Origin of the sequence: Rhodovastum atsumiense, assembly GCF_937425535.1 — a bacterium.
GTDB classification, from domain to species: domain Bacteria; phylum Pseudomonadota; class Alphaproteobacteria; order Acetobacterales; family Acetobacteraceae; genus Rhodovastum; species Rhodovastum atsumiense.
In genome coordinates this window covers 2639369-2661155 of sequence record NZ_OW485601.1, presented here as the reverse complement: position 1 = coordinate 2661155, position 21787 = coordinate 2639369, and the positions used below count along the sequence as shown (strand labels likewise).

Sequence of the window (21787 nt, the reverse complement as noted above, 5' to 3'; positions counted from 1 at the left end):
GGATCCCTCCCGCCGCTGCGCCGTTGCCTCGGCAGTCCCGGAACCGAGGCAGCAGACGATGATCCCGACCCGGCTGCATGGCGTGATCGACTATTCCGTGGCCGCGCTGTTCGGCGGGCTGTCCGCATGGCGCGCCTTGAGCCCACCGGTGCGGACGGTGCTAGGGGCGGCGGGCACCTACCATGCGAGCTACGCCCTCGTGACCGACTACGAGGCCGGCCTCCGGCCCGGCCTGAGCATGCGCCGGCATCTCGCGCTCGACGCGCTCGGCGCGGGGGCGTTGTGCGGCGCCGGCCTGCTGCTGCGAGGCCAGCCCCCCCGCGAGCGCGCCCTGCTGATCGGCGCCGGGCTGGCGGAACTGGCGGTGGTCGCGTTCAGCGACACCACCCCGGTCAGCGGTCCGGGGTCGAAATCCGGGTGGCTGGCGCGGCTGCTGGGGGCCGACGCGGTGTCCCCCGGCAAGGTGGGCTACCCGCCGCTCGACCTGCCCAAGCAGGTCAGTGGCGAGGTCTTCATCGTCGACAGCCTGCTGCCCGGGGCCATGGGCCGGGTGCTGCCGGTCCGCATGACCGTCATCCGGCTGGATAACGGCGACCTGCTGCTGCATGCGCCAACGCGGTTCAGCGACCGGCTGCGGGAACGGCTGGAGCGGCTGGGCCGCATCCGTCACCTCGTCGCGCCCAATAGCGGGCACTGGACCTTCCTGCGGGACTGGCAGCGCGCCTGCCCGGACGCGACCACCTGGGCCGCACCGCGGCTGCGCGACCGCGCCCAGGTGCGCCGCAGTGGCGTACGGCTCGATCACGACATCGGCGCGACGGCGCCGCCGGCCTGGGGCGACACCATTGAGACCCTGACAGTGCCGGGCGGGCTGGGCTTCCACGAAGTCGCGCTGTTCCACCGCCCTTCGCGCACGCTGGTGCTCACGGATCTGGTGCTGAGCCTGGAGGCGGCGAAACTGCCGGCGCTGCTGCGGCCGCTGCTGCGCTGGGCCGGGATGGTGGCGCCCGACGCCATGCCACCGCCCTATCTGCGCGCCGTGGTCAGGCTGCGGCGCCGGGCGGCGGCAAAGGCCGCGGCACGCCTGCTGGAGCTGCGGCCGGACCGCGTCATCTTCGCGCACGGGCACTGGTTCGCGCAGGACGGCACCGCCGCCCTCGCGCACGCGCTGCGCTGGCTGGTGCCCCCGCCGGGAGACCAGGCCGGTCCGGCTCGTGTGTCGCGGGACTCCCTCTGGCAGGAACCGAAGCGCGAGGGCGTGCTGCCCGGAACCGCCTTGCCCCCCTCCGGCTGACCGCACGCGGTATCGCGCGTTCGCTTCACATCCTTCTGCCGGATGGCCCTGGTCAGGGCCGTCCCGTGTGGCTTCCGTTTTCCCTGGCCCTGAGCTGGGATAGGGAAGCGCATGCGCGCGAACACGGTGGACACGGCGGCGAACGAGGCCCTGGCCGGGCTGGTGGAACGGGTCACCTTCCACAATCCGGAAAACGGGTTCTGTGTCCTGCGGGTGAAGGTGCGCGGGCAACGCGACCTGGTCACCGTGATCGGCCACGCCGCCCTGATCAATGCCGGCGAGTTCATCCAGGCCAGCGGCAGTTGGGTGAACGACCGCACCCACGGGCTGCAGTTCCGCGCCGGCTTCCTCAAGGCCAGCCCCCCGACCACGCTGGAAGGCATCGAACGCTATCTGGCTTCCGGCATGATCCGCGGCATCGGCCCGGTCTACGCCAAACGGCTGGTGCGCGGCTTCGGCGAGGAGGTGTTCGACATCATCGAGCAGCAGCCCGCCCGGCTGCATGAAGTGGCGGGCATCGGCCCGCGCCGCGCCGAGCGTATCGTCGCCGGCTGGGCGGAGCAGAAGGTGGTGCGGGAAATCATGCTGTTCCTGCACGCCCATGGCGTCGGCACCGCGCGGGCGGTGCGCATCTACAAGACCTATGGCGCCGACGCCGTGCAGGTGATGAGCGAGAACCCGTACCGGCTGGCGCGCGACATCCGCGGCATCGGCTTCCGCACCGCCGACCAGATCGCGGCGAAGCTCGGCATCGAAAAAACCGCGTCGATCCGGCTGCGCGCCGGGGTCAGCTACGCCCTCGCCGAGGCCATGGACGAGGGCCATTGCGGCCTGCCGGCCGAGGAACTCATGGAGCTTGCCGCCAAGCTGCTCGAGGTGGAGGCGGAGCTGATCGGCACGGCGCTGGCGCAGGAACTCGAAGCCGGGGTGGTGGTGGCCGACACGGTGGAGCAGCGCCCCTGCGTCTTCCTCGCCGGGTTGTACCGGGCCGAGCAGATCATCGCCGAACGCCTGCGCGCCCTGGCCGCTGGCGACCTGCCCTGGCCGGAGATCGACGCCACCCGCGCCATCCCCTGGGTGGAATCGCGCACCGGGCTGACCCTGGCCGACAGCCAGCGCGAGGCGGTGCGGCTGGCGCTGGCCAGCAAGGTGCTGGTGATCACCGGCGGCCCCGGCGTCGGCAAGACCACTTTGGTCAACTCGATCCTGCGCATCCTGATCGCCAAGCAGATCCGGGTGGCGCTGTGCGCGCCGACCGGGCGCGCCGCCAAGCGGCTGTCGGAGAGCACCGGGCTGGAGGCGAAGACCATCCACCGGCTGCTGGAAACCGATCCCAGTACCGGGGAATTCCGCCGCGGCGAGGACAACCGGCTCGATTGCGACCTGCTCGTCGTCGACGAGACCAGCATGGTCGACGTGCCGTTGATGCGCTCGCTGCTGCGGGCCATGCCGGACCGGGCCGCGCTGCTGGTGGTGGGCGATGTCGACCAGTTGCCCTCGGTCGGGCCCGGCCAGGTGCTGGCCGACGTCATCGGCTCCGGCGCGGTCGCGGTGGTGCGGCTGACCGAGGTGTTCCGACAGGCCGCCGGCAGCCGGGTGATCACCAACGCCCACCGGATCAATCGCGGCCAGATGCCCGATCTCGCCCGCGGCGAGGCCCCTTCGGATTTCTACTTCATCGACGCCACGACGCCCGAAGAGGCGGTGGACAGGCTGGTGACGGTGGTGCGCGAGCGCATCCCGCGCGCCTTCGGGCTCGATCCGGTCCGCGACGTGCAGGTGCTCTGCCCGATGAACCGTGGCGGGCTCGGCGCGCGGGCGCTGAACATCGAATTGCAGAAGGCGCTGAACCCGCCGGGGGAGACGCGGGTGGAACGCTTCGGCTGGACCTTCTGCCCCGGCGACAAGGTCATGCAGGTCGAGAACGACTACGACCGCGAGGTCTACAACGGCGATCTCGGCATCGTGCGGCGCATCGACCCCGACGAGGGCGAGCTGTTCGTCGACTTCGAGGGCCGCGAGGTCGGCTATGGCTTCGGTGAACTGGACGAGCTGGTGCTCGCCTATGCCACCACGATTCACAAGAGCCAGGGCTCGGAATATCCGGCCGTGGTGATCCCGCTTTCCACCCAGCATTTCACCATGCTGGCGCGCAACCTGCTTTACACCGGGGTCACCCGCGGCAAGCGCCTGGTCGTGCTGATCGGCCAGCGCAAGGCCCTGGCGATCGCGGTGCGCAACCAGGGCGCGGGACGACGCTGGTCGAAGCTGCGGGAATGGCTTGCCGCCCCTCCGTGATCCGTGCCGGCGCGTCGGAGCCGACAAGAGCTCACCTGGATTTGAGATAAAGAATTCTCGTTACAAACTAACCGGCGCAGTCGAAACGCAATTGCAGCAAGATGTGTATTTCTGTGGCGCAAGCGAAATAGTAGCCCTGCCTGTACCGCCATGGCCATGTCACGGACCGTGCCCCCGGAAGGCGCGTGACCGACACTGAAGGCTTGCCTGGAGAAAGCTATGCATCTGAAGATCACGGTCGGCATTCCCAGCATCGGCCGGGCTTCCATTCTTCGTGAAACCCTCCAGCAGATCGGCGGGCAGACCCGGCGCCCGGACGAGGTGGTGATCTGCGGCACCAAACCCGCCGACGTTGCGGGATGCGAAGCCGTTCTGCCCGGCACGCGCATCCTCTTTTCCACCCCCGGCCTGCCCTGCCAGCGCAACGCGATCCTGTCCGCCGCGAAGGGCACGGATGTCGTCGTCTTCTTCGACGACGATTTCATCCCCCATCCAGGCTACCTGGCGGCAATCGAGCGGCACATGCTGCGCAACCCGCGCATCGTCCTGGCAACCGGCCGGGTCGTTGCCGACGGCATCGGCAGTGCGGGGCTTTCCGCCGCCGAGGCCGGGAGGATCCTCGCCGCGGATCCGCCGGCCGACGACGAGGCCAGCCCCGTCTTCTCTGCCTACGGATGCAACATGGCGGTGCGGCTGCGCCCGATCGAGGAAGCGAATCTCCGCTTCGACGAACGCTTGCCGCTTTATGCGTGGCAGGAAGACGTGGACATGTCGCGCCGCCTGGCGCCGCTGGGCGAGATCGTGAAGATCGCCGCTGCCACCGGCGTGCATCGCGGCGTCACCTCCGGCCGCGTGCGCGGGGTGCGGCTTGGCTATTCCCAGGTGGCCAATCCGCTCTACCTGTCCCGCAAGCGTGAAGGTTACCCGTTCCGGCGGGCCGTGGCACATATCGCGCGCAACCTGACCATGAATATCCTCCGCGCGACCTGGCCCGAGCCGCATATCGACCGCCGTGGCCGCCTGCGTGGCAACCTGCTTGCCTTTCAGGACCTGTTGACCAATCGCATGTTCCCGGGCCGGATCCTCGATCTTTAGCCACGGCGGCAGGATGCCTGCCCTCCCCTGCAGCGTCGAAATGTAACGAGACCGTTATTTATTCAGGCCATGTCATACCGGACCAGAACCGGACGTCGATCGAAGCCATGCTGTCGCGGCATTGATTCCGTGCCAGACCGATCTCATTTTATCCTGGAACTGGATTGATATCCCTCGGCATGGAGTGGAGATGAGAGATGCTGTCGATGTCGGCGGCACGAATGGCCCCTATCGTTCTTGCCCTGGGCCTCGGGGCCTGCCACGGCGCGGAAGCGACCTTCCGCCCGTATGACATTCGCCCCAGCGCGGTGATCGGCCAGGGCGGTACCCACGAGACGGTGAAGGGGATCGATCTCTGGACCAGCGGAGACCCGCCGCGGCGCTACCAGGTGATCGGCACGATTCAGCTTGCGGGCCGCGCTTCCCCCGAGGAGACGCTGGCCGACAAGGTCCGGGAGGCCGGGGGTAACGCCGCCATCCGGGTCATGTCGTACAAGGATGACCAGAATTCCACCCCGGTACGGGTGGCTGCGCTGCAGGCGGATGCGACCTATTACGTGGTCAAATACCTGGACTGACCATCGTTCCCGGTATCCCTGCCGCCGATGAAAAACGGCCACATCATTGTAATCGCGCCACACCATCGCTGCGTTTGAAGGAACCGCCCCAACTTCACGGCAAGTCCGATCCATATTCATGCTATGGTTGATTTGTAGTGCAGTTGAACAACCAAAACCATAGCGAGTAAGCCATGAGGCGTGATGACTTGCTGATGATGGCCGGCCTCTTTCCGTGGTGCGGGATGGTCGGCCTGATCTGGGCAGCGGCCCTGCTGACAAGCCGGCCCCGATCGCATCCTGTTTCCTACCCCGCCCTGCCGTCCTCGACCCACTGAAGCTTGCAGGCGCTGCCGCAGGCGCCAGCCCATCCCTTCGCCCCGAACCACGGCCGCCCCCACCGGCCGTGGGGCGTGACAACGCGAGCCCGGGGGCGAACCATTCGCAACCATGGCCGTCATCACTGCCGCAGGCAGGGAGGCCATGGTGGACAACAAATATCGTTTCGGTATCGAGGAAGAGTACTTCCTGGCGGACGCCAGCAGCCGCAGCACCCCGTCATCGCTGGTCGCCCGGCGCTTCCATGCCATCGCCCGGACCCATTTCGGCGCCAGCCACGAAGTGCTGCAGAGCCAGGTGGAAGTATCGACGCCGCCCGGCACCGATTTCGCCACGGCGCGTGAGCAACTGCTGGCCCTGCGCGCCGGCCTGGCCGCGATCGGGCGGGAGATGGGCCTGCTGGTCTTCGCCGCCGGCACGCATCCGCTCGCCCGATGGTCCGACCAGACGATCAGCGAAGGCGAACGCTATGCCCGCATGCTGGCCGAGTACGGCATCCTGGCCGCCCGCAACCTGGTCTGTGCGCTGCACGTCCACGTGGAAGTTCCGGACCCGGGCCGGCGTGTCGACCTGATGCGGCGCATGCTGCCCTATATGCCGATCTTCCTGGCCCTCTCGGCGTCCTCGCCGTTCTGGCAGGGGCAGCGGACCGGGCTCGCCGCCTACCGGATGGCGGCCTATCGGGAATGGCCGCGCTCCGGCCTGCCGGACCTGCTGGAGAACCAGGAGGATTATGATCACTTCCTGCGGGCGATGATCGGCTCGGGGGCGATCCCCGATGCCAGCTATCTGTGGTGGACGCTGCGCCCGTCGATGCGTTTCCCCACGCTGGAACTGCGGGTCTGCGATTCCTGCATGCGGGTCGAGGACAGCCTGACGATCGCGGCGCTGTATCGCTGCCTGCTGCGCCTGCTCGACCGCCGGCCGGACATCCATGCCCGGCTGACCGGGGTGTCGCGGGCGATCGCGAACGAGAATTTCTGGCTGGTGCAGCGCGAGGGCATCCATGCCTCGCTGATCGACGCGGAAGCCTGCACGCGCGTGACGCTGGTGCAACGGCTGCAGGACCTGGCCGGGCTGGTGGCGGAAGACGCGGCGGCGCTCGGCTGCGAACGGGAAGTCGCGGGACTGGACCGCATCGTCACCACCGGCACCGGCGCCGACCAGCAGATCGCCACCTACGAGCACGGGCGCCGGCACGGCCTCGACAATGAGGCCGCGCTGCGCGACGTCGTCGATGCGCTGGCCGCCACCAGTCGCTGAAGCCGCGTTCAACTGCCCGCGCGGGCGTGGATCTCGGGGAAGAACAGGTCCTGCCATGCCGCTGGCTTCTCGCGGATCTGGCCGGTGTAATGCTGGAACGCGGCGAAGCGCAGGAACTTCTCCGGCGTGGTGGTGAAACGGTTCTCCGGCGCGCGCAGCAGGCGCTCGACGAAGTCCGGTGACAGCGCGGATTTCTCGGCCTTGACGTAAAGCTCGGCCGCTTCGCGCGGCTGCGCGGCGATCCATGCGTTCGCCGTATCGAGTGCCGCGATCAGCGCCTGCAGCGTGCGCGGATTGGCGCTGCGAAAACGGTCGGTGGCATAGAGCACGTTGAAGGTGCAGGGCCCGTCGAGCAGGTCGTAGCTGCTCACCACCCGGCGGATGCGCCCGTTGCTCTGCTCGACCTGCTGCTGCTGGAAGGGCGGACCACCGAAATTCGCGGTGATCTCCGACCGTCCGGACAACAGCGCGATGGTCGCGTCGGGATGCGACATGCTGACGGTCAGCGCATCCAGCCGCCCGTACTGACCGGCCCCGAAGGCCTGCTCCGCCGCCATCTGCAGCAGCACCGCCTGGTAGCCGATGCGCACCGCCGGCAAAGCGATGCGGTCCTGCGGCCCGAAATCGCGCACGCTCCGCACCGCCGGATTGGAGGTGGTGAGCCAGACCGGCAGAGAGCCAAGGGCGGCGACGCCGCGCACCCCCAGATTGGCGCGGGTGCGGGCCCAGACCGTGATCAGCGGCCCCGAGCCGGCCGAGGCGATGTCGAGATTGCCGGAGAACAGCGCGTCGTTCATCCCGGCCGCGCCGCTGATCTGCACCCAGTCGATGCGCGCTTCCGGCAGGTCGAGCGCCCGCGCCGCCGGCGCGAACAGGTTGCGCTCCTTCACCACGATCAGCGGTAGGTAGCCGATGCCGAATTGCTGGGCGATCCGGATAGTAGCGGTTTCAGCGTGGGCCCGGCCGATGACGGCAGGCGCCAGCACGGCCCCGGCCAGCATGGCGCGGCGCGACAAGCGGGCCGGGACCGTCGGTGACATCGTCATTCCGTTCTCCTGGGCTCTGGCCCGCCCGGCGGGGATCCCGCAACCCGGCAGCCATGTTTCGATGTAAAATCGCTGATAACTACGTTGACACATCGTGGTCAATCCCGCGATTGTTGAATTTTTTAACGTTTGGAACCGTGCTTGAACGCTTGCGCGTCGCGCCATATTCGTGAAATGGTCAATGCACCATCTCATCCGCCGGTTTCCGGCAGGGCTTCCAGTCAATTCCAGCCGGGAGAAAGCCATGGCACCGTCTGTCGAGGCCGCCCCCTCCACCGCACCCCACGTGCCGGCTGCAGGCGCTTGGGGGACAGCGGCGCCCGGCGAGCCCCGCGCCCCGGTCATCGCGATACAGGGCGTCACCCTGCGCTATCCCACCTCACGCGGCCTGCTGACGGCCTGCGAGGATATCGATATCGCCCTGCGGCAGCATGAAAGACTGGTGCTGCTCGGCCCATCGGGCTGCGGCAAGTCAAGCCTGCTTGCCGCCGTGGCCGGCTTCCTGCGCCCGGCCGCCGGCCGCATCCTGGTGGACGGGGCACCGGTCCGCCGTCCCGGTCCCGACCGGATGATGGTGTTCCAGGAATTCGACCAGTTGCTGCCGTGGAAAACCGTGCGGGCCAATGTCGCCTATCCGCTGCTGCTCGCAGGCGTGGCCCGTGACCAGGCGACGGCGCGGGCGGATGCGCTGCTGGCCAAGGTGGGCCTCGCGGGCTTCGCCGACGCCTACCCGCACACGCTCTCGGGCGGGATGAAGATGCGGGCAGCAATCGCGCGCGCCCTCGCCGCCGCCCCGCGCGTGCTGCTGATGGACGAACCCTTCGCCGCCCTCGATGCCCTCACCCGCCGCCGCATGCAGGAGGAATTGCTGCTGCTGTGGCGCGAGCAGCCGTTCTCGCTGATCTTCGTCACCCACTCGATCGAGGAAGCGACGCTGGTGGGCTCCCGCGTCCTGGTACTCTCGGCCCATCCCGGACGGGTCCGCATGGCCGTGGACGTGCCGCCGGACGCCGATCCCACCGTCCACGCCCTGCTGCACGAGCGGCTGCGCACGCTGCTGCTGCCCGGGGTCGGGCACGCGACCGAGGAAAAGCTGCTCCATGCCTGACGGTTTCGCCGCCTTGCCGCCCGCCCCGCCCCCGCCGCTCGCCGCCTCGCCCGGCTTGCTGGCCTCCCCCGCCCTGCGCGCCGCGCTGCGCCGGGGGCTGGTGCTGCTGTTCCTCGCCCTACTCTGGGAAGGCTATGGCCGCTTCGTCGGCAACGAACTGCTGTTCCCAACCCTCGGCCAGACGCTCGCGGCGCTCTGGCGCTGCATCCTCTCCGGCGAGTTGCCCGACCGGGCCGCCGCCTCGCTGGGCGTGCTGGCGCTCGGCTATGGCGCAGGGCTCGCCGTGGCCGCGCTGCTGGTCGGCTTCGCCGTCGCCAGCGACTTCGGCAGCGAGTTGCTGACCACGCTGACGGCGATGTTCAACCCGCTGCCGGCGATCGCGCTGCTGCCGCTGGCGCTGCTCTGGTTCGGCCTGGGCACGCCCAGCCTGGTGTTCGTCATCGGCCATTCCGTGCTGTGGGCGGCGGCGCTGAACGCGCATAGCGGCGTGCGGGCGATCTCGCCGACGCTGCGGCGGGTCGGCGAGAATCTCGGCCTGTCCGGTATCCGGCTGGCGGTGTTCATCCTGGCCCCGGCGGCGCTGCCGGCGATCCTGGCCGGGCTGAAGATCGGCTGGGCCTTCGCCTGGCGCACCCTGATCGCCGCCGAACTGGTGTTCGGCGCGTCCTCCCGTTCCGGCGGGCTCGGCTGGTTCGTCTTCGAGCACCGCAACAACCTGGAGATCCCCGAGGTCTTCGCCGGGCTGCTGACCGTGATCGCCATCGGCCTGCTGGTCGAGGGCCTGCTGTTCCACGCGCTGGAATCGCGCACCGTGCGGCGCTGGGGATTGCAGCGCTGAGCGTACCCCCGGGGTTTTCCTGTTATGGTGGTCGCGCCGGGCATCCATAGCCGGCGCAGTGACCCCGCAAGGTCGCGGGCGACAGGACCACACAGGAACAGGGGCGCGGCCGAACGCCCCGGAGGGGGCCCCGGATGTCCGGACCGACCATCGCCATCGTCGGCGCGGGATTCAGCGGTACGCTGCTGGCGCTGCACATCCTGCGCCGCTGCCCACCGCCCACCCGCGTCACGCTGATCGAGCGCAGCCGCAGCTTCGGCAGCGGCCTCGCCTATGCCCGGCGCAATGCCGGGCATCTGCTGAACGTGCCGGCCGGGCGCATGAGCGCCTTCCACGACCGCCCCGCCGATTTCCTGCACTGGCTGCAGCGCCAGCCGGTGGGCGAGTTGGGGGACCTGGAACCGACCGAGCGGACCTTCGTGCCGCGGCGCCTGTTCGGGGGCTATGTCCGCGCCCTGCTCAACGACGAGCGCAAGCGCCCGGAGAACGAGACGCGCCTCGACCTGCTGCGCGGCGACGTGCTGGCCATCGAGAAGGATCCCGCCGGCCACAGGCTGCGTCTCGACCGCGACCGCGAGGTCATCGCGGACCTGGCCATCCTCGCCATCGGCAATTTTCCCCCGGACCCGCCCCCGGTGGATGACCCGTCCTTCTATGACGGCCCGCTGTACCGCCCGGATCCCTGGGCCGCCGACACGCTGACGGAGCTCGATCCGGACGCGCCGGTGCTGCTGATCGGCACCGGACTGACCATGGTCGATACCGTGGTCGCGCTGCTCGACCAGGGCCACAGGGCGCCGATCCACGCCCTGTCGCGCCGCGGCCTGCTGCCGCAGCGCCACGCCGCGGCGCCGGCCCTGCCCTTCCCGCACGACCCGTTTCCCACCCGCCTCATTGCCCTGCTGCGCCTGCTGCGCCGGGACGCCACCCGGGCCATGGCGGCGGGCGGCAGCTGGCAACCGGTGGTGGACGAGTTGCGGCCGTTCACTTTGGACATCTGGCAGGCCCTGTCAGCCGCCGACCGGGCCCGCTTCCTGCGCCACCTGCGGCCGTGGTGGGATGTCCACCGCCACCGCAGCGCCCCCGTCATCGCCGAACGGATCGACGCGGCGCGGGCCAGCGGGCAATTGCGCATCCATGCGGGGCGGATCCAGGCCTATGACAGCCAGGACGGCAGCGTGGTCGTGAGCTTCCGGCCCCGCGCCGGCGACGGGCTGGAACGGCTGCGGGCCAGCCGCGTGGTGAACTGCTCGGGCCCGTGCTGCGACTTCGACCGGATCGCCGACCCGCTGGTGCGCGCCCTGCTGGAAGACGGGCTGGTGCGGCCGGACCCGCTGCGGCTGGGGCTGGAGGTCACCACCAACTGCGCGGTGCGCGACCGCGACGGCGGGATTTCCCCGCGCCTGTTCGCTGTCGGCCCGGTGACGCGCGGCATGTTCTGGGAAATGACTGCGGTGCCCGACCTGCGGCGGCAGTGCGAGGCACTGGCGACGCATCTCGCCATGCTGGTGCCACGCCTGCGGCAGGGCTGAACAACCGCGCCGGGGCGCTGCCCCGGACCCTGCCAGGGTTTCACCCTGGACCGACCAAGGGCTTCGCCCTTGGATCCCGTTATCTTGTTGTGCCGCGCAGCGCTCCTGGGATCCAAGGGCCTTGTGGCCCTTGGTGGGTCAAGGGCAAAGCCCTTGCCTTGCCTTCTCAGGCCCAGACATGCGCCCGCCGGTCCTCCACGCGTTTGGCCTTGTGAGTGGCGCGCGGCAGGGTGCCGGGTGCGAGCACCTCGATCCCGGCGCTGACCCCGGTCACCGCCTTCAGATGCCCGCCGAAGCGGTGAACCAGTGCCGCATCCAGGCCGTTATCATCGTGCCGGCGCTCGATCTGCACGGTCAACCGGTCCAGATGCCCGACCCGGTCGACAACCAGCCGGTATTCGCCGGTCAGGTCGGCATCCGCCCGCACCAGCGCCTCGACGTCGCTGGGGAAAATGTTCACACCCTTGATGATCAGCATGTCGTCCAGCCGCCCGTGCACGCCGTGCATGCGGATCGAGGTGCGGCCGCACCGGCAGGGCTCGGAGGTGAAGGAGACGATGTCGCCGGTGCGGAAGCGGATCATCGGGCGCGCGGATTTGCGCAGCGTGGTCAGCACCAGTTCGCCGCGCTCGCCCTCGCGCACCGGCGCCTGCGTTGCGGGATCCAGCACCTCGACATGGATGTGGTCCTCGGCCCAGTGCAGCCCGTCCTTCGCCTCGCACATGCCGGCGCAGGAGCCGAAGATGTCGGATAGCCCGTAATAATCGTAGACCGAGGCGCCCCACAGCGCCTCGATGCCGGCGCGGGTTTCGGGGATCGATCCGCCGGGCTCGCCGGCGACGAAGATGCGCCGCACCGCGAGGTCACGCTTCGGGTCGATGCCCTCGCGGATCGCGGTTTCGCCGAGGTACCAGGCATAGGACGGCGTGGTCCAGATCGCGGTCGCCTGGAACTGGCGCAGGATGAACAGCAGCCGCTCGGAAGGCAGGGTGCCGGCATGGATCGACAGCGCGCCGAGCTTCTGCGCGCCGAGCACGCAGGGGCCGCCGACGAAGAGCGAGAAATTCAGCGAATGCGCGTAGCGGTCGGTCGCGCGCAGGCCCGAGGACCAGAACTGCCGCGCCTCGTAGTCGATCCACTCGTCGAAATCCTGCGCGGTGAAAGGCGAGGCCGTCGGCGCGCCGGTCGAGCCGGAGGAAGCCGAGATATAGACGATGTCACGCTCGGGCACGGCGACGAGGTCGCCCCAGGGCGGGGCCGCGTCCTGGCGCGCGCGCAGGGTGCGCTTGTCGATGGTGGGGAAGCGCCGCAGGTCATCGAGGCTGCGTAGCTGGTCGGGATGCACCCCCGCGGCATCGAAGGACGCACGATACCACGGCGCGTTGTAGTAGGCGTGTTGCAAATGCCGCTGCAGCAAGGCCAGGGTCTGCGCCTGCCATGCCTCCCGGCTCTGGGTTTCGAGGGCGGCGTCCCAGTACGGCGCGTCATCCGCGCGCGCGGATGCGGGTTGGTGCGTCATGGCGTTCTCCTGAGCGCCAGAGGAGCGGCGCCGGATCACACTATGTTGGATCGCCAAACTGCGCAAACCACGTTTATAAAGTGCATTCAGGACTTCTTTTCCCCTCGGAATGCACTATATCCGCCCCGCCCCGATCGCCGCCATCCGGCGACGAGGGGGACTGCGCGGCCCATTCCCCGCGAATCAAAAGTTGCTCTGTTATTTCACCCGACCGTCTGCTATATTGGATGCGTCCAGATCGGAACGGACAGAGGAGATCGGCTTGGCACAGGTGGCGAGCAACGTGATCGATCTCGCGGCGTATCGCGCGCGACGGTCCGCCCAACACAGCACTGAGGTCAAGCCGGTGGTCATGCCCATGATGTGGGCAATCGTGTGGGTTCCCGTACCGGTCTGGCCAGTGTTCCCGCCCGTCACGGCCGCGCATGCCTGATTCCGGCTCCCGCCTCCCGGACGATCCCGACGAACCGCATACAAACAGCTCCGACGAAGCGGCTGGCGACCTGCCGGCCATCCTCGGACACAACCTGCGCCGCCTGCGCACGCGTCAGGGACATTCGCTGGAACGTCTGGCCAAGCTCTCCGGCGTGAGCCGGGCGATGCTGGGCCAGATCGAAAACGGCAAAAGCGTGCCGACCATCAGCACGCTGTGGAAGATCTCCGGTGCCCTGGGTGTTCCCTTCGCCCGCCTGCTGGCCGCTGAGCCGGCCCAGCACATGACGGTGATGCGCCGCGACGAGGCGAAGGTGCTCAGTTCCAGCGAAGGGCACTTCACCTCACGGGCGCTGTTCCCGTTCGACGAGACCCGGCAGGTCGAATTCTATGAACTGCGCCTCGCCCCGCATCATCGCGAAGTGGCGGCAGCGCACGCCCCCGGCACGCGGGAGAACCTGATCGTCATCAGCGGGGTAATCGAGATCACCGTCGGAACCGACCGTCCCTGCGTGCTGGCGGCAGGCGACGCGATCCTGTTCGACGCCGACCTTCCCCATATCTACCATAACCTGAGCGATACAGAGGCGGTCATCTACCTGGTGATGACCTACACGACGCCGATCGGCTGAACCCCGCAGCCCGCGCCCTCCCGGCCACGTCCCACCGGGAGGGCACGGAGTGGCGTCATGCGGCCATGCAGCACATCATCATGCCGCCGCACATCATCATGGTCGGCATGGTCTTCATCATGGCCATCATGCGGTTGCAGCATTCCATGAACATCTCCTTGGACATGCCGTCCATGGGCATCATGGTGCAGGTCATGCCCTCAGGAGTCATGGCGCAGGTCATCCGGCACATCATCATCGGCATGCCCGGCATCATTCCCGGCATCCCAGGCATCATCCCCGGCATGCCCATGCCCATCGGCATCATCATGCCGGGCATCATCCCAGGCATCATCCCAGGCATCATCCCCGGCATGCCCATCCCCATCGGCATCATGCCGGGCATCATCCCCGCCATCCCCATGGGCATCGGCATCATCTGTGCAGGCATGGCCATCGGCATCATCGACATGGCGGCGCTCATCTGAACTCTCCTCGCTTACGCTTTGGCGATCCGTGATCGCTCGCAAGGAGATTGCGTCCGCTCCGCACCCGCCACAACAGCCCAGACGCGAGCCCGTTCGCTTTCCTCCGCGCGGCTGGAGGATCTGCCGTCCGCAGCGGAAAGACGACCAATATAACGGAGGATTTGTCAGAAGGGATGGAGGGCGGCAGAGGCCGGGCAGGCTTTGCCCGGTTCACCCGCCGCCGCAATTCTACCAACTGGCGAGCACTGCCCCGTCGAACTTCGCCAGGATGAACGCCTTCACCTCGTCCGAGCGGTAGCTCTCCACCAGGGTGCGCACCCAGGGCTTGTCCCGGTCGACGCCGCGCACGGCGATCAGGTTCACGTAGGGACCCTTGGGATTTTCGAGCAGCAAGGCATCGCGGCCGGGATTGAGCCCGGCGGGCAGCGCGAAATTGGTGTTCACCGCGGCGGCATCGACATCGTCGAGCACCCGCGGCGCCTGCGCCGCCTCGATCTCGACGAAGCGCAGCTTGTGCGGGTTGTCGGCCACATCGCGCAGCGTCGGCAGCAGGCCCACGCCCTCGCGCAGGCGGATCACCCCGGCTTCCTGCAGCAGCAGCAGCGACCGTCCGCCATTGGTCGGGTCGTTCTGGATCGCCACCCGCGCCCCGGTCGGCACGTCCTGCCACCGCTTCCAGCGACGCGAGTAGATGCCGAGCGGGAAGGTCACCGTCTCGCCGACCGCTTCGATGCGGTAGCCGCGATCCTTGATCTGCTGGTCCAGGAACGGCCGGTGCTGGTACGAGTTCGCCTGCAGGTCCCCCGCATCCAGCGCGACATTCGGTGTGATGTAGTCGGAGAACTCGACGATCTTCAGCGCGAGCCCGCGCCGCGCCGCCACGTTGCGCACCGCCTCCAGGATCTGCGCATGCGGCCCGGCGGTGACGCCGATGCGCAGCGTGGTGGTGTCGGCCCGCGCGGCGCGGCCGAAGGCAGCGACCGCGAGGCCGGCGCCGGCGGCCGCGAGCAGGCGGCGCCGGGGCGCATTGAAACCAGGCATTGACGTATTCTCCGTGTCGAAATCCCGGCCGCTCAGCCCTGCCGGATACGCTTGTTGACCCGGCGCGCCAGCGCTTCGCCGAAGGACTGCACGGCCTGCACCAGCACGATCAGCACCAGCACAACCGCGGCCATCACCTCCGGCATGAAGCGCTGGTAGCCGAAGCGGATGCCAAGGTCACCCAGCCCACCGCCACCGACCGCCCCCACCATCGCCGAATGGCCGATCAGGCTGACCGCCGTCAGGGTCAGGCCAAGCGCGATCGCCGGCAGCGCCTCGGGCAGCAGCACCTTGGTCACGATCTGCAGCGGCGTGGCCCCCATCGCGCGGGATGCTTCGATCAGGCCCTGGTCAACTTCGCGGATCGCGCCTTCGATGATGCGGGCGATGAAGGGGGCAGCCGCCACCGTCAGCGGCACGATCGCCGCCGAGGTGCCGATCGAGGTGCCCGCGATCAGGCGCGTGAACGGGATGATGGCCACGACCAGGATGATGAACGGCGTCGAGCGCGCCGCATTCACCACCGTGCCGAGCACGCGGTTGACCGCGACCGCCTCGAACAGCTCGCCGCGGCCGCTGGTGGCGAGGAACACACCAAGCGGCAGGCCCAGCGCGGTGCCGAGCAGCCCCGCGACCGCAACCATGTACAGCGTCTCGGCGGTGGCGCCGGCAATCAGCTCGAGCAGTTCAGGCGACATAGCCGGCGACCTCCCCTTCCAGTCCATGGCCGCGCACCAGGCCGAGCGCCGCCGCCACCACGGCCGGGTCCGCCGGCACGCTCAGCACCAGCGTGCCGAAGGCAACCTCGCCGATCCGGTCGATCTGGCCCGACAGGATCTGTACGTCGATGCCCTGCGTGCGCGCGAGTTCGCTGATGATCGGCGCGGTTGCCTGCGGGCCGGACAGCACGACGCGCAGCACCGCGCGCGATCCTTCGACCGGGCGCGGCGACAGCCGTTCCGCCAGCCCCGCCGGAATCGCGCTGCCAGCCACCGAGGCGACGAAGCTGCGGGCCGTCGCCGTGCGCGGCTGCGCGAACAGGTCGTAGACCGGGCCTTGCTCGATGATGCGGCCATCTTCGATGACGGCAACGCTGTCGCAGATCGCCTTGATCACCTGCATCTCATGGGTGATCAGCACGATGGTGACGCCGGTCAGCGCATTGACCCGACGCAGCAGGTCCAGAATGGACCGCGTGGTTTCCGGATCGAGCGCCGAGGTCGCCTCGTCGGACAGCAGCACCCGCGGCTCGGTCGCCAGCGCCCGGGCGATACCGACGCGCTGCTTCTGCCCGCCCGACAATTCGGCGGGATAGCGTCCGCGCTTGTCGGCCAGCCCGACCATGTCGAGCAGCTTGTCCACCCGCCGGACGATGGCGTCGCGCTTCGCCCCCGCGAGTTCCAGCGGCAGCGCCACGTTGTCGAACACCGTGCGCGAGGACAGCAGGTTGAAGTGCTGGAAGATCATGCCGATGCGGCGGCGCTGCGCGCGCAGCTCGGCTTCCCCCAGCGCGCCGACATCGGTGCCGTCCACCAGCACGCGCCCGGCGGTCGGCTTCTCCAGCCCGTTGATGACACGCAGCAGCGTGGACTTACCGGCGCCCGAACGGCCGATCACGCCGAAGATCTGCCCCGGGGCAACATCGAGCGAGATGTCCTGAAGCGCGGTCACCGCGTCATGGCGGCCACGGGCGGGAAAGGTTTTCGAGACGCGGTCGAAGCGGATCGCCGGCACGGCGGCCGAGGCACCGGCCTGTGCCGGCACCATGTCGATCGGGGCAAGGATATTCATGCGGGTCACCAGGTCGGCAGGATGCTGCCCTTGAACCGATCCAGCACGAAGGCTTTCACGGCCGGGGAGCGATAGAGAGCGATGTAGCGGCGGATGCGCGGATCGTCCTTGCGGTCCTCGCGCGCGGCGAAGACCAGGGTCCATTGTGAATCGACGCCTTCCAGCGCCAGCGCCTTCTGCTTGTCGAGGCCGGCGAGATAGGCGTAGTTGTTGGACACGAACGCCGCCGCCACGTCGTTCAACGAGCGGGGAAGCTGGGCCGCATCGAGTTCGATGAAGCTGAAGCGCTTCGGATTGGCGGCGATGTCGAGCGGGGTCGCGTTCACGTCGGCGCCGGGCTTCAGCGTGATGAACCCGGCCTGCTGGAACAGGAACAACGCGCGGGCGGCGTTCGACGGGTCGTTCGGAATGGCCAGCTTCGACCCGGCCGGAATATCCGCAACCTTCGCGTATTTCGCCGACCAGATCCCGGCGGGCACCACGATCGAGGGATCGAGCGGCACGATCCGATAGCCACGGGCCTTCACCTGCGCCTCCAGATAAGGCCGGTGCTGGAAATTGTTGAGGTCGATGTCGCCGGCCTGCAGCGCCGCATTGGGCTGGGTCCAGTCGGTGAACTCGACCACCTCGACCGTCAGCCCTTCCGCCGCCGCCAGCTTCGCCGCTTCGCGCAGGATGTCGCCATACGGGCCGGCCGAGACGCCAACCTTGAGCGCCCGCCCGCCCTGCGCCATGGCCGGCCGCGAACCCGCCATGCCGAGACAGGCCATCGAGGCCAGGGCGGCAACCGGCAGGAAACGACGTCGGATCATGGCAGGGCACTCCTGTCTGACGGGATCGGCACGGCATCAAATACACGCTAAATTAGCGTATTATTCAATATGCCATTCCAGACCGGTATTTACAACCACCCATACCGAATGCCCGATGTCAATCACACGAATCCCGCCGGAATTTCCCACTTGACCACGGATTCAGATCGTGCAAACGCCGATCGGCGGGGCGTTGCCCCGCACCCAACCAGGGCTTCGCCCTGGACCGACCAAGGGCTTTGCCCTTGGATCCCATTCCTGGCCGCGCAGCGCGAATGGGGTGCAGGGGCCTTGTGGCCCCTGCCGGGTCAAGGGCGGAGCCCTTGCCTTCTACCAGCTCCCAAGCCGTGCCGCGAAAATGCTACGCTCGGCGATCGCTTCCATCGCCGGCAATTCCGTCATCGGGCGTCCGACCAGCAATTCCTGCGCGAGCACCACGCAATCCTGCCAGGTCGCGACAGCCATGGCCTTGGCATCGCCCGCCTGCATCCACAGCACCAGCAGCAGCAGCTTCTCCGCCCAGGCCTCGCGCCGGGCCGGCAGCACCTGCTCCAGCACCTGCCGCACCGCCGTCTTCGGCCTCGGCCGCTTCGGGCCATCGACCAGCGCCCGGATCGCCGCATCGTCCTCGAACCAGGACTGCATCATCCGATCCTTGGCGATCCAACTGCCGCTGCGCTGCAGGGACGCCGCCAGCGCCGCCGGGCTGCGCAGCTCGTCCGGCAGGCCGGCGAACAGTCGCTCGATCTCCGCCGCCACATCGAGCCGGCGATCCTTCCAATCCGCCGCGCCGATCGCCTCGGCGATCTCCACCACCGCCGCCTGCGGCAGGTTGCCTGCCTCCAGGCCGCGCGCGAGGTGATGCTGCACCACCATGTCCATATGGTCGCGATCGGTCGCACGCCACACCATGGTGCGCAGAGCTTCCTTGAACGAGCGGGTGATCTCGCCCCGTGACAGCGAGGGATTGCACCAGGCGTCGCGGATGCCGAACCCTTGCTTCAGCAGCAGGCCGGCGAACAGGCCGGTCCGCCCCCCCGTGGTGGTCATCAGCAGGCTCTGCGCCCCGGAGCCGTCCACCATCGAGCCCTGGATGGTCAACGCCGGGGCCGGTGCCCATTGCGCGCAGCTCACGCCTTTCATCCGCGCCTTGCGGACCAGCCGGTCGACCGCCTCGCGCTCGGCCTCCGGCACCCAGTTGCGCACCAGCAGGGTCCGCCGCAGCATCACCGGAGAAAAAGTCTCTGGCCCCGCCACCTGCTCCAGCACCGCCGCCGCCGCCTGGCGCACCAGCGGCTCCGGGTCGAGCAGCAGCAGCGGCACCGCCTCGCGCAGCACCGGATGCGGCGACAGGCCAAGTTCGTGCGTCATGTAGGCGCGCAGCTCGGCCGGCATCAGCGTGCCGGTCTCGGCCAGGCCTTCGACCACCATGAACGGGCTTTCCGCCGCGCGGCCGAGCTCGTCGAGCAACCGGCGCAGCTGCTGCGGGATTTCCTCGGCCGAGGCCGCCTCGCCCGGGCTTGCCTCCACCGCGGCCATGGTCAGCGCCTCGGCCATTTCCGGCCGGATCGGCACCTTGGCGATCTTGAGGGCATTGACCAGCTCGAACCAGTCCGGCTCCGGCAGGGTCCTGGCCTGGACCAGCGCGATCAGCTTCTCCTGGTAGGCATCCAGCATGGCCCGCGCCCACTCATGGCCGCGTTCGAGCCGATAACGGATCAGCTCGAGCTGGTTGGCCAGCAGCCAGCGGCAGGCGGCGACCAGCGCCTCGTCACGCTTGCGCGCGGTGCTGGCGGCGATGGTGGCGTCCAGCAGCGGCCAGAGCGTCTGCGGGCGGGTCTCCAGCCAGGCATTGCTCGCGCCATCGAGCGACGGCGAGCCATGCCGCTTCAGCTCCGCGGCCACCGCCCGCGTCAGAGCCTTGACCTCGCGCGCATCCGCCGCCGTGGGCGGCGGGGGTGCCTTCGCATCGACGGGCGCCGGCGGTTCCGGCCGCGCGGCACTGAGGGCCGGAACCACCCTGAACGTGCCGGGAACCGGGGCGGCCTTGTTGCCGGCGAATTCCATCACCACGGCCCGCGCCGCCGATTCATCCGACAGGTCCGGCTCGTCCTCCGCCCATTCCCCGGCAATGGCGATGGCCTCGAGGATGTCGCCCTGGAACTGCTCCACCCGGGCGGCCTGCAGCAGCCTCTCCTCGGGCAGGTAGCGCAGGGCCAGCACGGCACTGAAACGCGGATGATGCAGCGCAGCCTCGAACTGCTCCGCCGCCGGCAAGGCCGTCAGGGTCAGGGTCAGCGTGGCATCCTCGTGCTCCCATTTGGCGAGTACACGCGGCAGCGCCGGCTTGCCGCGTCCGGCGGGCCGGCGCAACCGGCGCCGGTACGCCTCGGCGTCCTCCGGCTCCAGGAAATGCGTATCGAGCTGCAGCTTGGCGAGGGCGATCAGCCGGAAGACAAGGTGATCGCGGTCCGGAGACCCCTGCCAGGCGTGATCGGATGCGGAATGCGACATGGCTGCCGGTTTTGCCAGAAACCACCTCCGCGCACCATCCTCGCCCCCCATGCTGCGAGGGGTGCCGTGCCTCGCCGTTGTGGAGAAAATAATCTTGTCCGTGCAGACCGCTCAGGGCACGGGCCGGGCCGACGCGTGCACGATCCGGTGGATGAAGCCCAGCTTGTCGATCACCTCGGCGGACAGGATGAAGGGATAGAGGTCCGGCTGTCCCATCGCCCGGTTCAGGCTGTTCACCGCGAAGGTCAGTGGCAGCCAGGCCTCGACCAACGTCTCGACATCCTTCGCCTGATGCGGGTCGAAGTCGATCTCCGTGGCCAGGTCCGGATCGCGCGTGATCCGCGGCCGCACGGAAATGCCGAAGGAAGCCGCCATCTCCAGCGTGTCGACGATGTGCAGGTAATGCGCCCAGGTCTCGGCGAAATCCTCCCAGGGATGGCAGCTCGCATAGGTGCTGACGAAATGCTCCTGCCAGTCGGCCGGCGGGCCCTCGCGGTAATTCTTCTGCAACGCCGCGTCGTAGTCCTGCCGCTCGTCGCCGAACCGCTCGCGGAAGGCGTCGAGGAAGCCGCCGTCGCGCACCAGCACGTCCCAGAAGTAATGCCCGACCTCGTGGCGGAAATGACCGAGCAGGGTGCGGTACGGCTCGCGCATCTGCGCGCGCATGGCCTCGCGCTCCTTGTCGTCGGCCTCCTTGACGTTGATGGTGATGATGCCGTTGTCGTGGCCGGTCAGCACCTTCGGCCCGGTCGGGTCGGGCGCGTCGGCGAGGAAGTCGAACACCAGCCCGTGCTCCGGATCGTCCACCCGGTTGGCAAGCGGCAGCCCGAGGCGCAGCAGCGTGTAGAACAGCCGGTGCTTGGCGATCTCCAGCTTGCGCCAGCGGCGCAGGTTCTCCGCCGAGGTCAGGTCGGGAATGGTGCGGTTGTGCCGGCAGGAGGCACAGAACGCCTCGGCCGAACCGGCCGGCACCAGCCAGTTGCAGGCGTCATGCGCGGCATTGGCGCAGAAGCGGAAGGTCCGTCCCGGCCGGCCGAGGGCATGCCAGCCTGCCTGTTCCTCTTCCAGCGCGGAGAGAAGCGCCGCATCGGCCAGGTAGCCAAGACGATGCTGTGAACGCTCGCATTTCGTGTTCTCGAAATAGAGCAACTGGTCGCAGGCCTGGCATTTGAACAGTTTCATCGCGGGCTTCCGGGCAGGGTCCGGCAA

19 protein-coding genes are annotated in these 21787 nt (G+C 68.7%); 11 read left to right on the top strand and 8 right to left on the bottom strand.

The window, feature by feature from the left end; genetic code table 11:
• The first annotated feature begins 58 nt into the window (after window positions 1–58).
• From NBY65_RS12140 to NBY65_RS12120, 5 genes are all read left to right on the top strand, one after another.
• Window positions 59–1294, top strand: a complete 1236-nt coding sequence (locus NBY65_RS12140) for a DUF4336 domain-containing protein (protein WP_203330517.1) — start codon at window positions 59–61, stop codon at window positions 1292–1294.
• Window positions 1295–1405: 111 nt separating this feature from the next.
• Complete coding sequence (gene recD2, locus NBY65_RS12135; RefSeq protein WP_150041491.1) at window positions 1406–3592, top strand: SF1B family DNA helicase RecD2; 2187 nt, start codon at window positions 1406–1408, stop codon at window positions 3590–3592.
• 219 nt (window positions 3593–3811) lie between these two features.
• Window positions 3812–4687, top strand: a complete 876-nt coding sequence (locus NBY65_RS12130) for a glycosyltransferase family 2 protein (RefSeq protein WP_203330516.1) — start codon at window positions 3812–3814, stop codon at window positions 4685–4687.
• A 221-nt stretch (window positions 4688–4908) separates the two neighbouring features.
• Window positions 4909–5265: a hypothetical protein gene (locus tag NBY65_RS12125; RefSeq protein WP_150041490.1), complete on the top strand. Its 357-nt coding sequence runs from the start codon at window positions 4909–4911 to the stop codon at window positions 5263–5265.
• A 462-nt stretch (window positions 5266–5727) separates the two neighbouring features.
• Window positions 5728–6846 carry a carboxylate-amine ligase gene (locus NBY65_RS12120; RefSeq protein ID WP_150041489.1) on the top strand — a complete coding sequence of 373 codons (1119 nt, stop codon included), beginning with the start codon at window positions 5728–5730 and terminating at the stop codon, window positions 6844–6846.
• Between the two features lie 8 nt (window positions 6847–6854).
• Here the strand turns inward: NBY65_RS12120 and NBY65_RS12115 are convergent, their stop codons facing one another.
• The gene (locus NBY65_RS12115) at window positions 6855–7892 is read right to left on the bottom strand and encodes an ABC transporter substrate-binding protein (RefSeq protein WP_203330515.1); all 1038 of its coding nucleotides are present in this window, start codon (window positions 7890–7892) and stop codon (window positions 6855–6857) included.
• Window positions 7893–8136: 244 nt separating this feature from the next.
• Here NBY65_RS12115 and NBY65_RS12110 point away from each other — a divergent pair, with 244 nt between their 5' ends.
• The 3 genes from NBY65_RS12110 (at window position 8137) to NBY65_RS12100 (ending at window position 11370) form a co-directional block, all read left to right on the top strand.
• Window positions 8137–9000: an ABC transporter ATP-binding protein gene (locus tag NBY65_RS12110; RefSeq protein ID WP_150041488.1), complete on the top strand. Its 864-nt coding sequence runs from the start codon at window positions 8137–8139 to the stop codon at window positions 8998–9000.
• Window positions 8993–9838 carry an ABC transporter permease gene (locus tag NBY65_RS12105; protein ID WP_150041487.1) on the top strand — a complete coding sequence of 282 codons (846 nt, stop codon included), beginning with the start codon at window positions 8993–8995 and terminating at the stop codon, window positions 9836–9838. Before NBY65_RS12110 ends, NBY65_RS12105 begins: the two co-directional genes overlap by 8 nt.
• A 134-nt stretch (window positions 9839–9972) precedes the next feature.
• Window positions 9973–11370 (top strand): FAD/NAD(P)-binding protein, encoded by a 1398-nt coding sequence (locus NBY65_RS12100; RefSeq protein WP_150041486.1) that lies wholly within the window; start codon window positions 9973–9975, stop codon window positions 11368–11370.
• Window positions 11371–11536: 166 nt separating this feature from the next.
• Here the strand turns inward: NBY65_RS12100 and NBY65_RS12095 are convergent, their stop codons facing one another.
• Window positions 11537–12889: a phenylacetate--CoA ligase family protein gene (locus NBY65_RS12095; protein WP_150041485.1), complete on the bottom strand. Its 1353-nt coding sequence runs from the start codon at window positions 12887–12889 to the stop codon at window positions 11537–11539.
• Window positions 12890–13151: 262 nt separating this feature from the next.
• Between NBY65_RS12095 and NBY65_RS12090 the strand changes: the two genes are divergently transcribed.
• The 3 genes from NBY65_RS12090 (at window position 13152) to NBY65_RS12080 (ending at window position 14420) form a co-directional block, all read left to right on the top strand.
• A complete protein-coding gene (locus NBY65_RS12090; protein ID WP_162530595.1) occupies window positions 13152–13322 on the top strand; it encodes a hypothetical protein in 171 nt (56 codons plus the stop codon).
• The gene (locus tag NBY65_RS12085; protein WP_150041484.1) at window positions 13315–13953 is read left to right on the top strand and encodes a helix-turn-helix domain-containing protein; all 639 of its coding nucleotides are present in this window, start codon (window positions 13315–13317) and stop codon (window positions 13951–13953) included. Before NBY65_RS12090 ends, NBY65_RS12085 begins: the two co-directional genes overlap by 8 nt.
• A 98-nt stretch (window positions 13954–14051) precedes the next feature.
• Window positions 14052–14420: a hypothetical protein gene (locus NBY65_RS12080; RefSeq protein ID WP_162530594.1), complete on the top strand. Its 369-nt coding sequence runs from the start codon at window positions 14052–14054 to the stop codon at window positions 14418–14420.
• A gap of 228 nt (window positions 14421–14648) precedes the next feature.
• On the opposite strand, the gene NBY65_RS12075 is transcribed toward NBY65_RS12080, so the two are convergent.
• From NBY65_RS12075 to NBY65_RS12050, 6 genes are all read right to left on the bottom strand, one after another.
• Complete coding sequence (locus tag NBY65_RS12075) at window positions 14649–15461, bottom strand: MetQ/NlpA family ABC transporter substrate-binding protein (protein ID WP_150041482.1); 813 nt, start codon at window positions 15459–15461, stop codon at window positions 14649–14651.
• A 32-nt stretch (window positions 15462–15493) separates the two neighbouring features.
• Window positions 15494–16159: a methionine ABC transporter permease gene (locus NBY65_RS12070; RefSeq protein ID WP_150041481.1), complete on the bottom strand. Its 666-nt coding sequence runs from the start codon at window positions 16157–16159 to the stop codon at window positions 15494–15496.
• Window positions 16149–17252: a methionine ABC transporter ATP-binding protein gene (locus NBY65_RS12065; RefSeq protein WP_239002825.1), complete on the bottom strand. Its 1104-nt coding sequence runs from the start codon at window positions 17250–17252 to the stop codon at window positions 16149–16151. The genes NBY65_RS12070 and NBY65_RS12065 overlap by 11 nt, the downstream gene beginning before the upstream one ends.
• Before the next feature lie 5 nt (window positions 17253–17257).
• On the bottom strand, window positions 17258–18064 hold the full coding sequence (locus NBY65_RS12060; RefSeq protein ID WP_150041480.1) for a MetQ/NlpA family ABC transporter substrate-binding protein: 807 nt from the start codon (window positions 18062–18064) through the stop codon (window positions 17258–17260).
• Between the two features lie 330 nt (window positions 18065–18394).
• Window positions 18395–20578: a hypothetical protein gene (locus tag NBY65_RS12055; protein ID WP_150041479.1), complete on the bottom strand. Its 2184-nt coding sequence runs from the start codon at window positions 20576–20578 to the stop codon at window positions 18395–18397.
• A 111-nt stretch (window positions 20579–20689) separates the two neighbouring features.
• On the bottom strand, window positions 20690–21760 hold the full coding sequence (locus NBY65_RS12050; protein WP_150041478.1) for a zinc-binding metallopeptidase family protein: 1071 nt from the start codon (window positions 21758–21760) through the stop codon (window positions 20690–20692).
• Window positions 21761–21787: the final 27 nt, after the last annotated feature.

Coding starts and splice junctions, on each gene's coding strand:
- NBY65_RS12140 (WP_203330517.1), top strand. CDS start 59: ATGATCCCGACCCGGCTGCATGGCGTGATCGACTATTCCGTGGCCGCG.
- recD2 (WP_150041491.1), top strand. CDS start 1,406: ATGCGCGCGAACACGGTGGACACGGCGGCGAACGAGGCCCTGGCCGGG.
- NBY65_RS12115 (WP_203330515.1), bottom strand. CDS start 7,892: ATGACGATGTCACCGACGGTCCCGGCCCGCTTGTCGCGCCGCGCCATG.
- NBY65_RS12080 (WP_162530594.1), top strand. CDS start 14,052: ATGGTCGGCATGGTCTTCATCATGGCCATCATGCGGTTGCAGCATTCC.
- NBY65_RS12125 (WP_150041490.1), top strand. CDS start 4,909: ATGGCCCCTATCGTTCTTGCCCTGGGCCTCGGGGCCTGCCACGGCGCG.
- NBY65_RS12110 (WP_150041488.1), top strand. CDS start 8,137: ATGGCACCGTCTGTCGAGGCCGCCCCCTCCACCGCACCCCACGTGCCG.
- NBY65_RS12065 (WP_239002825.1), bottom strand. CDS start 17,252: ATGAATATCCTTGCCCCGATCGACATGGTGCCGGCACAGGCCGGTGCC.
- NBY65_RS12060 (WP_150041480.1), bottom strand. CDS start 18,064: ATGATCCGACGTCGTTTCCTGCCGGTTGCCGCCCTGGCCTCGATGGCC.
- NBY65_RS12120 (WP_150041489.1), top strand. CDS start 5,728: ATGGTGGACAACAAATATCGTTTCGGTATCGAGGAAGAGTACTTCCTG.
- NBY65_RS12100 (WP_150041486.1), top strand. CDS start 9,973: ATGTCCGGACCGACCATCGCCATCGTCGGCGCGGGATTCAGCGGTACG.
- NBY65_RS12095 (WP_150041485.1), bottom strand. CDS start 12,889: ATGACGCACCAACCCGCATCCGCGCGCGCGGATGACGCGCCGTACTGG.
- NBY65_RS12105 (WP_150041487.1), top strand. CDS start 8,993: ATGCCTGACGGTTTCGCCGCCTTGCCGCCCGCCCCGCCCCCGCCGCTC.
- NBY65_RS12055 (WP_150041479.1), bottom strand. CDS start 20,578: ATGTCGCATTCCGCATCCGATCACGCCTGGCAGGGGTCTCCGGACCGC.
- NBY65_RS12075 (WP_150041482.1), bottom strand. CDS start 15,461: ATGCCTGGTTTCAATGCGCCCCGGCGCCGCCTGCTCGCGGCCGCCGGC.
- NBY65_RS12050 (WP_150041478.1), bottom strand. CDS start 21,760: ATGAAACTGTTCAAATGCCAGGCCTGCGACCAGTTGCTCTATTTCGAG.
- NBY65_RS12130 (WP_203330516.1), top strand. CDS start 3,812: ATGCATCTGAAGATCACGGTCGGCATTCCCAGCATCGGCCGGGCTTCC.
- NBY65_RS12085 (WP_150041484.1), top strand. CDS start 13,315: ATGCCTGATTCCGGCTCCCGCCTCCCGGACGATCCCGACGAACCGCAT.
- NBY65_RS12070 (WP_150041481.1), bottom strand. CDS start 16,159: ATGTCGCCTGAACTGCTCGAGCTGATTGCCGGCGCCACCGCCGAGACG.